The sequence below is a fragment of the Flavobacterium ardleyense genome, from assembly GCF_033547075.1.
GTDB lineage: Bacteria > Bacteroidota > Bacteroidia > Flavobacteriales > Flavobacteriaceae > Flavobacterium > Flavobacterium ardleyense_A.
Map to the genome: position 1 here is coordinate 2,498,139 of NZ_CP137891.1, position 15,133 is coordinate 2,513,271.

Below are 15,133 nucleotides of genomic sequence, written 5' to 3' on the forward strand. Positions count from 1 at the left end.
ATTTTTGCTTTCCAGCATTTTTTCGATCGAAGTAGTATCTTTGACTTTTAGTTTTCTTCAAATTATGAAATATATTCTTTTAATTTTTTCGGTAATTGCATTTGGTCAACAAACTAAATCTGTAGACTTTTTGACTGCTAATGGCAATTTGGAACTAGATTTTAATCAAAAAAGCGTCAGTGGAACGGCGATTTATACTTTTAATGTTTTTCAGAAGATAGATTCCATTAAGATAGACGCTATTTCTATGGAATTTTCAGAAGTAAAAATTAACGGAAAAAAAGTTGGATTTACTCAAAATAAAAGAAACTTAGCTTTATATGAAGGATTTAAAAAAGGAAAAAACAATTTGACTTTTACTTATAAGGCAACTCCGAAACAGACACTTTATTTCACTGGAATAGGTGAGGAGCGGCAAATTTGGACACAGGGACAAGGAAAATATACGAGTCATTGGTTTCCAAGTTTTGATGATGTGAATGAGAAAATGATTTTTGGATTGACAATTTCTACCAAAGATGATTTCGCTATTTTGTCCAACGGAATTTTGCAGCAGCGAATTGAAAAAGATGGATTATATACCGCGAAGTATCAAATGACAAAACCTATGAGCTCCTATTTACTGGCTTTGGTAATCGGAAATTTCAAGAAAACCGCTGAGAAATCCAGTAGTGGAATTTCGATTGAAAATTATTTATCGGCAGAAGATTCCGATAAATATTCGAGCACTTACGCAAATAGTAAACAGATGTTTGATTTTCTCGAAAGGGAAATTGGAGTTCCCTATCCTTGGGAAATTTACCGTCAAGTGCCAATTAAAGATTTTCTTTATGGTGGAATGGAAAACACAACCCTAACTACTTTTACCCAAGATTATGTTGTGGATAAAATAGGCCATAATGATAAGAATTATGATAATGTGAGCGCCCACGAATTGGCACATCAATGGTTTGGCGATTATGTAACTGCAGCTTCGGGCGAGCATCATTGGCTTCAGGAAGGATTTGCAACTTATTATGCTTTGCTTGCCGAAAAAGATCTTTATGGCGATGATTACTTCAATTGGGAACTTTATGAAATGGCCGAACGACTGAAGATAGCTTCCGCTAAAGACACAATTCCATTGATGAATGCTTCGGCGAGTTCACTCACTTTTTACCAAAAAGGCGCTTGGGCTCTACATATTCTAAAACGTGAAGTAGGCGATATAGCTTTCGCGAAAGCAGTAAAAAACTATCTAACAAAATATGCCTTTTCGGACGTGAAAACCGATGATTTCTTAGCTGAAATTCGAAAAGTATCTTCGTATGACACAGAGAAATTCAAAAGAGAATGGTTGCAATCTTCAGGATTTGATAGTCAAAAAGCAATAACAATTTTAAAAGAGAATGTGTTTTTGCATCAGTATTTTGATGTATTAGCTAAAACCGAAATTCCTTTTGAAGAAAAAATGAAAGAGTATTTGGAAATTTTAAATTCCAACGCAAATCCATATATCAAAGAAGAGATTCTAATGCAGTTAACAGCGATTCCATTTGAAGATAAAAAGCAATTCTTAGAAGTTGCAATGGATTCAAAAAATCTAAAAGTGCGTCAATCGGTGGCAAAATCACTAGATAAAATCACAACCATTTTCTACGACAAGTATTTGACTTTGTTAGATGATGAATCGTATATCACGCAAGAAATTGCATTGAATATGTTATGGTCGCAATTTGCTGAAAAACGAGTAGATTTATTAGAAAAAACCAGAGGAAGAATTGGTTTCAACGATAGAAATTTGGAAATTCAATGGTTAACTTTGGCATTAATAACTCCTAATTTCGAAGAAGCAAACAAAGCAGCTTTTTATGACCGACTTCAAACTCTTAGTAGATCTCCTTATGAAAGTCCGGTTCGGATAAATGCGATTACAAATTTATTATATCTCAATAAAAACGATACAAATGTGCTGAAATTATTAGTTGAGCCACTACTACATCATAAGTGGCAATTTCAGAAATTTGCTCGTGATAAGATTCGAGCTTTCAGCAAGGAAGAGAAATACAAAACGTTTTTCAACTCGCTCGTGCCTGATCTACCTTTAACGGAAGCAAAAGAACTAGAGCGAGTTTTAAACTAATTATCCTAGCAAAGTTTGTACTTCACTTCTGACATATGCCAATGCCGTACTGCTTGGAGTAGGATTGTCAAAAAGATCTTTTAACATTTGAGATCTTAAATCATTTGCATCTTTTACTTCAGGCTCAAGGTTGGTTCTTCGTAACATTTGGATAGTCGCATTCTTTGCCGTAACCACGATTGACCAACATTTTTCGGACAAATAAACTTGTTGCGTGAGATTATGCTCAAACTCTTGCTCGATTTGGGCAATTATATATTCTTCGTAATTTTTCTTATCCTCCGAAAGTGGTGCAACTCTAACCAACATTTTTGATGGGTCAATTCTCTCAAGAAATAGGGTCACTCTTTCATAAGCCTGAAGCCTTAATGGCAAAGTGTCTTTCTGAATGTCTTGGTGAAGTAAATATCTACGTCTACCTTCCTCGTTATCAGTGTGAAGTTTGAAAAAGTAATAAGCAACAGCCGCAGTTACAATTGAAGGAATCGTGTATGCGAGAATTTCGAAAATCTTGTGTAAGTCCATAATAAAAATTTAAATCTCAAAAATAGGATTAAATTGATAATTCCACCTTAAATAATTGTAATAAACTTCTAGTAGTCTTATTTTTGAACAAATAATAAATTTCGATGCAAAAATATATAAGCCAGCTAAATGAAGCGCAGCAACAGCCGGTATTACATAAAGACGGCCCAATGATTATTATCGCTGGCGCTGGATCTGGAAAAACTCGTGTACTTACCATCAGAATTGCGTATCTGATGAGTTTGGGTGTAGATCCATTTAATATCTTGGCTTTGACCTTTACAAATAAAGCGGCCAAAGAAATGAAAAAACGTATTTCTGATATCGTGGGAAGTACTGATGCCAAGAATTTATGGATGGGAACTTTTCACTCTGTGTTTGCACGAATACTTCGATCTGAGGCAGATAAAATTGGATATCCCACCAACTTTACCATTTACGACAGTCAAGATTCTGTTCGTTTGATTGGTGGAATTATCAAAGAAATGCAGCTCGATAAAGATATTTACAAACCAAAACAAATTTTTAGCCGAATTTCCTCTTTCAAAAATGGACTAATTACTGTAAAAGCTTACTTTAATAATCCTGAATTGATGGAACAAGATGCAATGAGCAAGAAACCGCGTTTGGGAGAGATTTATAAAAATTATGTCGATCGTTGTTTTAAAGCGGGAGCAATGGATTTTGATGATTTACTGCTTAAAACCAACGAACTTTTGAATATGTTTCCTGAGGTATTGGCGAAGTATCAGCAACGATTTAAATATATTTTGGTTGATGAGTATCAAGATACAAATCACTCACAGTATTTAATTGTAAGAGCACTTTCTGATAGGTTTCAGAATATTTGCGTGGTAGGAGATGACGCACAAAGTATTTACGCTTTCCGCGGTGCGAATATCAATAATATTTTGAATTTTCAGAAAGATTACGAGAACGTAAAGACATATAGATTAGAGCAAAACTACAGATCATCTAAAAATATCGTTGAAGCAGCAAATTCAATTATCGAAAAAAACAAAACTAAGCTTGACAAGATCGTGTGGACTGCAAATGATTCCGGCGCACCGATTAAAGTGCACAGAAGTTTGACCGATGCCGAAGAAGGTCGATTTGTAGCATCAACTATTTGGGAAGAAAAGATGCAAAATCAACTTAACAATGGACAGTTTGCAATTTTATACCGAACAAATGCACAATCGCGTGCAATGGAAGATGCTTTGCGTAAAAGAGATATTCCGTACAGAATTTACGGCGGCTTGTCATTTTACCAAAGAAAGGAAATTAAAGATGTGCTTTACTATCTGCGATTAATTATCAATCCAAAAGATGAAGAAGCATTATTGCGTGTGATTAATTATCCAACTAGAGGAATTGGAGATACAACGGTCGAGAAATTGACTATTGCAGCAAATCACTACAATCGCTCTATTTTTGAAGTGATGCAGAATATCGATAAAATTGATTTAAAATTGAATGCTTCAACCAGAACAAAGTTGAAGGATTTTACGATAATGATTCAGAGTTTTCAGGTTATAAATGAAAACCAGGACGCATTTTACTTAGCCGATCACGTTGCCAAAAAGACTGGATTAATTCAGGAATTAAAGAAAGACGCGACGCCCGAAGGAATTGCTAGAATAGAAAATATTGAAGAATTACTAAATGGTATTAGAGATTTTACCGAAGGTCAAAAGGAGGTTGATGGAGCGAGAGGAGCAATGTCGGAATTTATGGAAGATGTTGCGCTGGCAACCGATTTAGACAAAGATACTGGCGATGATGACCGAGTTGCTTTGATGACCATTCACTTAGCAAAAGGTCTTGAATTTCCACATGTTTTCATTGTAGGTCTTGAAGAGGATCTTTTTCCGAGTGCGATGAGTATGAGTACGAGAAGTGAACTCGAGGAAGAACGAAGATTATTTTACGTAGCATTGACCAGAGCAGAAAATCAAGCTTATCTTACGTATGCACAATCAAGATACCGTTGGGGGAAATTAACAGATTGTGAACCTTCAAGGTTTATTGATGAAATTGACAATCAATATTTAGAATATATTACTCCAAAAGAATCCAGCTACAGGTTCAAACCGTTGGTTGATAATGATATTTTTGGCGACGTTGACAAATCGAAATTCAGGCTTGCCAAACCAGCAAATACTCCACCACCAAAGAAATTTAGCGATGAGCCGACAAATGTTCGAAAGCTAAAGCCTTTGAGTAGTGGATCACCACAGGGAGCGACATTGTTTGATAATGGACTTTCGGCAGGAACAAGCGTGATGCACGAACGTTTTGGAAAAGGTCAAATTGTTAATCTTGAAGGTAGCGGAGCAGATAAGAAAGCTGAAATACGATTTGAAGTTGGAGGGTTGAAAAAATTACTGTTGCGTTTTGCAAAATTGCAAATTTTAGATTAATAATTTAAAAATTTATGTTATGGGTAAGTTTATAAAAATTTATGAAGACAAGCCAAATGAGGCTGCAATTGATAGTGTGGTGAAAGTACTTCGTGATGGCGGACTTATCATATATCCAACCGACACGGTTTACGGTCTTGGTTGTGACATTACCAACACCAAAGCATTGGAGAGGATTGCAAAAATTAAAGGAATTAAGCTCGACAAGGCAAATTTCTCTTTTGTATGTCACGATTTGAGCAATATTTCGGATTATGTTAAGCAGATTGATACACCTACTTTTAAATTATTGAAACGTCTTTTGCCGGGTCCTTATACATTCATTCTGCCGGGAAATAATAATTTGCCGAAAGAGTTTAAAAAGAAAACTACAGTTGGAATTCGGGTACCGGATAATGCGATAGCTTTAGAAATTGTAAAAAAATTAGGAAATCCAATAGTTTCTACTTCAATATATGATGAAGATGAAGTTTTAGAATATAGTACAGATCCTGAGTTAATCTTTGAAAAATGGCAGAATATTGTCGACTTAGTAATCGATGGCGGTTATGGCGACAATCAAGCCTCAACCATTGTTGATTTGTCCCAAGGTGGCGATCCAATTATTGTTCGAGAAGGAAAAGGAAGTATAGAGAATATTTAAAGTTTTATGTTTGTTTAGTCCTAAATTGGATACAAACTATTAGACAAAATTATTTAATTAATGCACCTGCAAAATTATTTGTAGGTGTTTTTTTTTAGATAAATAGTGTCAAAGTAATGCATAATTATCAAATTGTATTATTGCCTAGGCAGCGTATATTTGGATAGATGTCTGAAAATAGAACCGAACTGACGAAGTATTGATGCAGATTCTTCTATATGAATGCGCAGTACTACGAATGGAAATCATCTACAACGGACAGTCTGAAGTAAGCGAACCGAAATGTTCTATGTATACAAGAAAGATCTGGAAGCAGTCTGTCTAAAAAAATACTACGAAACCATAGGACATAAAAAAACCGCCTCGATTTGAGGCGGTTTAAGAATATTTAAACTTTGAACTAGTTGATAGTGAAAATTACTTTTCTTACAAGTTTTCTAGCCGCTGCTGAATTCTTGTCAACTGAATTATCTTCACCTTTTGGAGAGATAGTTAATCTAGAACCGTCAATACCAGCTTTAACTAATACATCTTTAACTGCCGCAGCACGTTTTTCAGATATTGTATTATTAATTGCATTAGATCCAATTTCGTCAGCGTAACCAGAAACAGTCATCGATGAATTAGGATTTAACTTCAAGTAATTTAATATAAAGTTAATGTTTCTTGTTGAAGATTCAGTTGGAGTAGATCTATTAAAATCAAAGAATACAGCGATATAACCGTCATTAATTAATTTCTTAACAACTTCATTATCTGCAGCCGCACCAGAACCATTGTTGATTCTCTGATCAATATATGTTTCTAAGTCATCTGCAATTCCATTATTATTTTGGTCAATTGCACGACCTTTAGAATCAACTACCGCTCCTGCAGTTGTATTGTTTTCTTGATCTAAGTAGTCAGGCACACCATCAGCATCGCTATCAACCAACATAGATTCTACATTTCCAAGTCTTTCCTCCAATGCTTTAAGCTTGTCATCTGCAAGATCAGCGTTTGTTGTCCAATCAGCATGTTTCGCATGTTTTCCTAAGTAGAATGCAATACCTAAAGTAGCATTATATAAAGTACCATCAAATCCGCGAATTTCTGGATTAGGTGTTGTACCGTCCCAAGTATTTTTATCCTGTCCTGTGTTATTTAGCATAGAAAAATCTGCATTTAAAGCAATTCTTTCAGATAACTTAAGTTGTCCAGTTAAACCAACTATAAAATTCATTGTATTATCAGATTTCTCAAATCGATCTCCATCTAATTGAGCATAACCAACTCCTGTATGAAACTGAACATTAAAGTTCTTAGTCCATGATTCAAAATCCATAATACGACCAAGATTTACAACTCCTTGAAGATTTGCATTCATGTATTCTGTTTCGAAAGGAATGCTTTCGTCATTACCCTTCATCTTGTCATATCCAACTTGAAGTCTTAGACCAAATTTTGGATTAAACATATATCGAACACCTAAATCAACATGCAAAGGCGCAATATCTGTATAAAATCCGTCTGCTAAAGGATTGTTCGCTTTTGTTAGTCCACCGTTAGCCTCAATAGAGAATTTGTTGTAGTCCTTTGCTGATTTCTCTTCCTCTTGCGCGTTAGCTACAAACCCTAGAGAAAGCATTGCTAATAATAGTAAATGTTTTTTCATGAAAATTAAAGTTAGTTCTTAGTACTTTTTGAGAGCAAAGATAGTATATTTTAGTTAAAATTAAAGTTTTTAATACATTATTACTATTTTTGAACCAACTTTTTTTAGCAAACAAATTACTAATGAAATATACGTCCAAAATCTTTGTGACAGTCGATGTAGTTGTCTTAGACTCCACAAAAAACACTATACTTCTCATCCAGAGAAAAAATGATCCATTTAAAGGAATGTGGGCCTTACCGGGCGGTTTTGTCGATGAAAATGAAGATTTGGAAGTTGCTGCCCATCGGGAGCTTTTGGAAGAAACCTCGGTAAAGGTGACCCAATTATTTCAAATTGGAGCATATGGCAAACCCGGACGAGACCCACGTCAACATACTGTTTCTATCGCTTTTGCAGGAATAGCTGAAGAAGCTGTTAAAGTACAAGCAGCTGATGACGCTAGCGACGCAAAATGGTTTGACAAAAACAATTTACCCGACTTGGCCTTTGATCACCTAGAAATAATAACTGATACATGCAAAATAATGGAATAAAAAAAATCGCCAAGAGTACTATATCCTAGCGATTTGGTTGTCTTAAATTAAATTTTTAAGAAGTCCTCGGAAAATATTTCCTTTCCATATAAAAGGTTCCAAAAGGAATAATCGAAGCTAATGAAATAAAGCCATACTTTTTCCAACTCCACGATTCTTCAAATTTAAGCATAGTGGCTACTATCATATAGCCTACAAACAAAACTCCGTGAGCCATACCCACATGTTTGACCAAAAAAGGGTCGCCAAACATATATTTCATAGGCATTGCTACAAATAATAAAAGTAACATTGATACACCTTCTAATAAAGCTAAAATCTTAAAAAATTTGATCATCTCAGGAAAATTTAAATATATTTTTTTTATTATAAACGCAAAAGTACAAATAAAAGGTAGGTTATTTGCAACGGATAAAGGAACTTCCTAAAACTTAACAGTTTGTATAATATGAGTAAACGAGATTTAAAGAAATATTTGGAATCGTTAGATAAGGAGCAAATTGCTGAACAATTTTTGGAACTTTATAGCAAGTTTCCTGAAGTCAAGGTGTACTATAATTTTATTTTTAACCCCAATGAGGACAAACTGCTGCAAGAAGCTAAAATTAAAATTTCGGCTGAATATTTTCCCATCAAGACAAAAAAAGCAAAATTAAGACGATCGACCGCCCAAAAAATAATCAAACATTTTTTTATGTTGGGGGTGGAACCTCATATTACGGCCGAAGTAATGTTATATAATATTACCGTAGCACAAAAATATACAGCAAAGAAAGAGATTTATTATAGTAGCTTTTATAAGAGCATTCTAAACTCATTTGAGCAATGTCTTAATTATTGCATCTCCAACGGTATTTTACCACATTTCAGAACGCAGTTATTACAGGTAGTTGAAATAGCAGAAAAACAAAAGTGGCCCAATAAGACAGAATTTAGAAATACTGTGGTTATAATCGAAGAGGAGGAGAGTACAAATTTTTAACTACTCAAACGATTTAACGCCTTTTAATAATTCAGCTTTCGTGAATAACATATATTCTTAAGATTTGTTTCTGAGGGTTAAAACCTTCATTTCTTAAGGAATAATAATATTAACGAGAAATATAGAGACAAACCCTTTTTTTCAGCGTACTTTTGCAAAATTGAAACCCCCACTAAAAATCAATTATGCCTGAATTTGAAATCGAAGAAAAGGGATTAAAATCCGTGAACGTTGTTGAGGAACGAAAAGAATTATATGATTATCAGCAATCGGATATTGACGCTATTTTTGATCGACTTGAAAATGCAAAACCAAATTTTCACTTATTATATCAACTGCCTACTGGTGGTGGAAAAACAGTTATATTTTCAGAAATTGTAAGAAGATATCTAAAAAATAACGATAAGAAAGTTGTCGTGCTCACGCACCGTATTGAACTTTGTAAGCAGACGTCAAAGATGTTGAAAGGCTTTGATGTGAAAAATAAAATCATAAATAGCAAAGTAAAAGAACTCCCTGACCAAGACGAATACTCTTGCTTTGTAGCGATGGTCGAAACTTTGAAAAATCGAATCAATGATGAGAAACTTCAACTTGACAATGTAGGTTTGGTTATTATTGATGAGGCTCATTACAATTCTTTCAGAAAACTATTAAGTTCTTTTACCAATGCATTTATCTTAGGAGTGACTGCCACGCCTTTAAGTTCGAATGTAAAACTTCCAATGAATGAAAATTATGATGAGCTAGTTGTAGGTGATACTATAAAATCTCTGATTACTAATGGTTTTTTGGCAAAAGCCACTACGTACAGCTATGATGTGGGATTGACGTCACTAAAAGTTGGTATTAATGGTGACTATACTGTTAAATCTTCGGACGAGCTGTACTCTAATATGGCAATGCAGGAAAAGCTTTTGCATGCTTATACCGAGAAGTCTCTAGGCAAGAAGACACTTATTTTTAATAATGGAATCAACACTTCACTCTATGTCTACGAAACTTTTAAGGAAGCAGGATATCCAATCAGACACTTAGATAATACAAGTACTGCCGACGAACGCAAAGATATTTTAACATGGTTTAAAAAAACGCCAGATGCCATTTTGACCTCTGTCGGGATATTAACCACCGGTTTTGACGAACCGACAGTGGAGACAATAATTCTCAATAGAGCTACTAAGTCGCTAACACTTTACTTCCAAATGATTGGTCGTGGATCAAGAAAATTGGCAAACAAAAACAACTTTACGATTATAGATTTAGGTAATAACGCGGCACGTTTTGGACTTTGGGATCAGTCAATTGACTGGCAGCATATCTTCAAGCAACCGGAATTTTATCTAGACAATCTAAGAGATGACACAGAAATAGAGACTCATTTTAAATATGTTATGCCTGCAGAACTTCGCGCAAAGTTTGCAAAAACTGCCGATGTAGATTTTGACGTCGATGAGCATCACAAAGATATCATTGCTAATAATTTACGATCAAAAGTAGTATTAGAACGTTCTCTAGAGCAGCATGCAAATATGTGTATTGACAATTCCGAAGAACTAGTTGACGCCAAAAAGCTAGCAAAAGAACTTGAAGGTGATGTTGAGTGGCGAATGAAAAAATATGCATCGTGCTTGAGCCACTGCAGTAAAAATTATAAAGAGTGGCTAATTGAAGATTATAATATCAAATTGATGCTTTTAATAGGCAAGAAGTTTAGAGCAAGTCTGTAAAAAATATTTATGCAAATAACCGAGTTTAAAAATCAGTCATTTTACTACAGCATTTTAGCGCTATTAACATGTCTTATACTTTATAATTGTTATGTGATCCTGACTTTTCAAGAAACTTGGGGATTTATACCAATTTTAATTCAAGCTGCAATCATCGGAATGATTATTACGAAACACAAGTTCGCAAAAATCATTCTGAAGATTTGGGCAATAGTATTCTTACTAATTGGATCTGCTCTGCAGATTATTTTGCAAGGAATTGAAGACGTTATGAATGAAAGCGAAATTGATCTGGTTTTTTATACTGTGGCAGCGATTAATTTAATTGTTGGCTCTGTAGTAATCTATTTTACAAATCAAACTGTGATTGTCCGAAACGCAGATTCGCAATTATAGATAGATTATTATCCTCTAATCTACTTCAGTTAATTTGAATCATAATTTATATTATGTAAAATAGAAAAAGTAAAACATGCTTCCTTCATTTAATATTTAATTCTCCAAATCGTTTTATTCTTCTCAAATGTTCGGTTTTAATCTACCGTAACTATTATTTATGTTGACAATTGTATTGTTGCATGTTCGCGAAATTTACACTGTGCAATAAAGATTTGTAGATTACCCAATACCGCATCATTCTGTGATCAAAATGTTTCCAAAATTGGTCATCATAATTATGTTTTAATATTTGTGATTAAATGCTTTCGCGAAATTTACACAATACAATAAAGATTTGTAGATTACCCATAACGCTTTATTCTGTGCTCAAAATGTTTGCAAAAATGGTTAATTATAATTACATTCTAATTTTTGAGACTTTGAACGCTTTCGCGAAATTTACACCTTACAATAAAGATTTGTAGATTACGCAATAACGCATCATTTTGTGATCAAAATGTTTGCAAAATTGGTCAATGATATTTATGTTCTAATATTTGTGTTTTTAAATGCTTTCGCGAAATTTACACAATGCAGTAAAATTTTGTAGATTACCCAATGACGTATCATTGTATGATCAGAACGGTTGCAAAATTGATCAATTAAAATTACGTTCTAATTTTTGAGACTTTGAACGCTTTCGCGAAATAGTTACAGTACCATGAACATCCAGCGTTTTTGTAAACATCTCATCCTAATTAATTCTGAAAATAGCGTAGGTTATTTTGAAACATAGTAGAAGTTTGTTTTCTCGAAGTCGTAATACTGCGCGAAGGATGGGAACGGCATCCTTTGCTGCCACCGAAAATGCGTAGGCTAACAATTACTTCTCTAGCAGCAAAGATATAGTGGACAGCCTGACCCGAGCTACCGAAATTTTCTATGTTAAAATAAAGATTCTGCGAGGGTCGCGCCCAAAAAAAGGCGTCAATAAACATTTTAATATCTAGATTTAATATACTTATTATTAGTATTTTACCATAATTTAAAATCCATCAATTACTTTAAAAGTAAAAACTTATCGTTAAATTTTTTGATGTACCTCAATCTTTATTGTTTACGTCCTATATATAGTATATTTTTACTAAGCATTTTGACAAATCAGGTATGAACACAGTTGGACTTCGCTTAGCCGAAATACTTAAAATTTATCCGCCATTTAACACGTTAACTATTGATGAGATTCGGTATATCATCAACGGAAGTTTTGTTATTAATATTGAGAAAAATAAATCCGTGTTTAACATCAATGATTTTCTTCACGACAATTTTTATATGCTTGCCTCTGGTGCTATTAACCTGAATATTCTTGTCGAGGGCGAAGAAACGATGATTAATAAAGTGGCGCCGGGAGGAATATTTGGACTTAGACCACTTTTTGAAAAAAGCAATTACCTTCTCAATGCAATTGCGCGCGAAGAAAGCATTTTGTTTGCTATTCCGGTCAGCATCTTCAGACCTTTTATGGATTCGAGTACAGATGTTATGGAGTTTGTAAAACAACGTTTTAATGCCAATACCATTTCTGTGAGCAGCAGCTCTACGCAGGGATCTGATGGCGTTGTGACAAGTAATTACGACAATCGGAAGAGTGAAATTCAATATTTTCAAAATCTCAGTTACAACAAATCGCCACTTCAATGTCCTATTAGTGCTACTGCAATTGAGGTTGCAAGAGCTATGACTGATAATATGACTGACCATATAATTGTATCTCAAAACAATTTGCCCATTGGTATTGTTACTGATGCGGATATTCGTAGTAAAATTGCGACAGGTAGATATCCTCTAGATATAGCTGTAAAAAACATTATGGCTACTGTAATAACTGTTGTCGAAAATACTTCTTTGGCTGAAGCGCAACTGTCGATAATTTCGACTTCTGCCACTCATTTATGTGTCACCAAAGATGGTTCAAATACTTCGGAAATTGTTGGAAGTATTTCGCAGCGCGACTTGATTATTGCTCAGGCCAATAATCCTGGCATTATAATTAAAGAAATAAATAAAGCTAGAGATAATCGCGAATTAAAACAGCTAAGAGGAAAGCTGGCCGATCTGATTCAGAATTCGCTGGCAAAAAATATTCCCATGTCTCACATAAATGCAATTTCTGGAGAAGTGACCATCGCACTAATTAAAAGATGTGTAGAACATGCAATTCTTGAAATGGGATCAGCTCCTACTCCATTTGCTTGGCTGAGTATTGGAAGTCAGGGCCGGAAAGAACAGTTGCTTCTAACCGATCAGAATAGCATTCTAATTTTTCAGAATGTTGGTGCAGATCAGTATCGCAGTGTAAAAGATTACTTTATACGTCTTGCTCGTAAGGTGGCAGTAAGTCTTGAAGAAATAGGTTTTCCAAAATCTCCTCATGGTTACAGTGCTAGCAATCTTTTATGGTCAAAATCTTTGGAAGAATGGCAAAAAATGTACAGTTTATGGATGTTGAATCCGGGTAAAAGTAAAGAAGCTAGTACTATTTTCTTTGACTACGAACTAGTTTTTGGCGATGCTAATTTAGAAGAGCAGCTTACAGATACAATATTTTCAAATCTAAAAAATAACAATTCGTTTTTTGATTATCTTGGCAATGATGCCCTCCGTAAGCCTCCTGCATTTGGATTTTTCAAAAAATTTAATGTTGAAGAGGAAGGTATTCATAAAGGAAAGTTTGATATTAAATCTAGAGGATTGCTGCCTTTTATAGAGGCTACGCGCCTTCTTACTTTAAGTCAAAATATTCGAGGGGTGAATAATACTTACCTTCGATTGAAAGAACTTGCTGTGGTGGATAAGAAAAACGCAGAAATTTATCATCGTTGTGCTGAAGCGTTTATTGTTATTTCGAAATTTCGGGCTCAAGAAGGATTTAAGCACGATAATAATGGGCAATACATTGACCTTGATTCTTGGTCTAAGAGTGATCGAGAAAAATTAAAAGCAGCTCTGACCACTTTTAAAGAGCTCGAAGAATTGATTAAAGACAATTTTAAACTAACGCAATTTTCATAATATGCTTGACTGGTTAAAACATATAAGTAAAGAATATCCTGAATTTTGGAAAAAGTATCTCTCGAAATTTGATACTAAACCTAGCAATTTTATCATTCTTCACACCATCAAATCAGGAAGTAACCCTTTGGAGGATGTTATTTTTTCCTTTGGAGCAATTGTAGTTTCAAAAAATCGAATCGTATTGTCAGAAACTTTTGAGAATATGATTTTACAATATAAATATACGCATGACAAAGGACTTTCTAATGACTTTTTGATTAATACAAAATTGACCAAAATGTCGGAAGAACAAGCCTTTGAAAAATTCATAGAATTTATTGGAAATGCCACAATAGTTGGCTACAAAATCCATCATGATTTTGAATTAATCAACGAGGTTCTAGAAAAGATGCACTGTGGAAGACTTAAAAATGATGCGCTTGATATCGAAATTATGTACAAAAAATGGAAAGAATCGACAGAGCGAACAGTCGCGAATGAAGATATTTTTCTAGATTTTAAAATACCAGTACCGCCATTAGATTCGGCACTTGAGCAAGCGTACGCAAATGCATTAGTATTTTTAAAATTAAAAGCAAGACTCAACATTCAGTAGATACTAAGCTTTGATCATCACCTGACATAATTTTTATTTACAATATTTTAAATGTATTAATAGAGAATTAGAGTAAATGTACAGTCTATACCGTTATCTATAAAATATTATAAATATGACTTTATATAATCAGTATTAAGCTATACTCTATCATAATTCGTATCATCAACCCGAATAACTTAGGCTAGCAATTTCTTGATTTGTAGCAGACTACCTTAAAAAATAAAATAAATTTCCCGAATTTCTTTTAGCACTATATATTCCCATTAATTCGGGATAAGTAAACTGTATTTATATAAATTTAGTAATCATTTTCTCAAGTATTCCTCCCAGATAATTGCCAGCATAATTATCTATACATCGTTTGAACCCTCTATATTTTGTTTAAGAAATGTTTAACCGAGTTAAACAAGCTTTTTTTAAAATGCCTCCTAAAACGTACCTATTTATCCTAAAGTTTGTTATAA

The 15,133-nt window shown here is 34.1% G+C and carries 12 protein-coding genes; 9 read left to right on the forward strand and 3 right to left on the reverse strand.

Features of this window, described 5'->3' with window-relative positions:
* Positions 1-64 precede the first annotated feature (64 nt).
* Positions 65-2,122, forward strand: coding sequence for a M1 family metallopeptidase (locus SBO79_RS10830; protein WP_318640415.1), 2,058 nt, complete (start codon positions 65-67; stop codon positions 2,120-2,122).
* On the opposite strand, the gene SBO79_RS10835 is transcribed toward SBO79_RS10830, so the two are convergent.
* Positions 2,123-2,647 carry a DUF7935 family protein gene (locus SBO79_RS10835; RefSeq protein WP_318640416.1) on the reverse strand — a complete coding sequence of 175 codons (525 nt, stop codon included), beginning with the start codon at positions 2,645-2,647 and terminating at the stop codon, positions 2,123-2,125. It abuts the gene before it with no gap.
* A gap of 104 nt (positions 2,648-2,751) precedes the next feature.
* Between SBO79_RS10835 and SBO79_RS10840 the strand changes: the two genes are divergently transcribed.
* Together SBO79_RS10840 and SBO79_RS10845 are read left to right on the forward strand one after the other, a co-directional pair.
* A complete protein-coding gene (locus tag SBO79_RS10840; protein ID WP_318640417.1) occupies positions 2,752-5,070 on the forward strand; it encodes an ATP-dependent helicase in 2,319 nt (772 codons plus the stop codon).
* Between the two features lie 19 nt (positions 5,071-5,089).
* A complete protein-coding gene (locus tag SBO79_RS10845) occupies positions 5,090-5,713 on the forward strand; it encodes an L-threonylcarbamoyladenylate synthase (RefSeq protein WP_318640418.1) in 624 nt (207 codons plus the stop codon).
* Between the two features lie 400 nt (positions 5,714-6,113).
* Here SBO79_RS10845 and SBO79_RS10850 read toward each other — a convergent pair whose 3' ends face one another.
* Entirely contained in the window at positions 6,114-7,367 is a 1,254-nt protein-coding gene (locus SBO79_RS10850; protein WP_318640419.1) for an OmpA family protein, read from the reverse strand.
* Positions 7,368-7,489: 122 nt separating this feature from the next.
* On the opposite strand from SBO79_RS10850, the gene SBO79_RS10855 reads away from it, so the two are divergent.
* Positions 7,490-7,903 (forward strand): NUDIX domain-containing protein, encoded by a 414-nt coding sequence (locus tag SBO79_RS10855; RefSeq protein WP_318640420.1) that lies wholly within the window; start codon positions 7,490-7,492, stop codon positions 7,901-7,903.
* Positions 7,904-7,958: 55 nt separating this feature from the next.
* Here the strand turns inward: SBO79_RS10855 and SBO79_RS10860 are convergent, their stop codons facing one another.
* The gene (locus tag SBO79_RS10860) at positions 7,959-8,240 is read right to left on the reverse strand and encodes a DUF3817 domain-containing protein (protein ID WP_318640421.1); all 282 of its coding nucleotides are present in this window, start codon (positions 8,238-8,240) and stop codon (positions 7,959-7,961) included.
* A 111-nt stretch (positions 8,241-8,351) separates the two neighbouring features.
* Between SBO79_RS10860 and SBO79_RS10865 the strand changes: the two genes are divergently transcribed.
* The 5 genes from SBO79_RS10865 (at position 8,352) to SBO79_RS10885 (ending at position 14,666) form a co-directional block, all read left to right on the forward strand.
* Complete coding sequence (locus tag SBO79_RS10865) at positions 8,352-8,885, forward strand: DUF6155 family protein (protein ID WP_318640422.1); 534 nt, start codon at positions 8,352-8,354, stop codon at positions 8,883-8,885.
* A gap of 185 nt (positions 8,886-9,070) precedes the next feature.
* Positions 9,071-10,615 (forward strand): DEAD/DEAH box helicase, encoded by a 1,545-nt coding sequence (locus tag SBO79_RS10870; RefSeq protein ID WP_318640423.1) that lies wholly within the window; start codon positions 9,071-9,073, stop codon positions 10,613-10,615.
* Between the two features lie 9 nt (positions 10,616-10,624).
* Positions 10,625-11,011 (forward strand): hypothetical protein, encoded by a 387-nt coding sequence (locus tag SBO79_RS10875; protein ID WP_318640424.1) that lies wholly within the window; start codon positions 10,625-10,627, stop codon positions 11,009-11,011.
* A 1,149-nt stretch (positions 11,012-12,160) separates the two neighbouring features.
* Positions 12,161-14,068 carry a DUF294 nucleotidyltransferase-like domain-containing protein gene (locus SBO79_RS10880; RefSeq protein ID WP_318640425.1) on the forward strand — a complete coding sequence of 636 codons (1,908 nt, stop codon included), beginning with the start codon at positions 12,161-12,163 and terminating at the stop codon, positions 14,066-14,068.
* 1 nt (position 14,069) lies between these two features.
* Positions 14,070-14,666: a 3'-5' exonuclease family protein gene (locus SBO79_RS10885; protein WP_318640426.1), complete on the forward strand. Its 597-nt coding sequence runs from the start codon at positions 14,070-14,072 to the stop codon at positions 14,664-14,666.
* Positions 14,667-15,133: the final 467 nt, after the last annotated feature.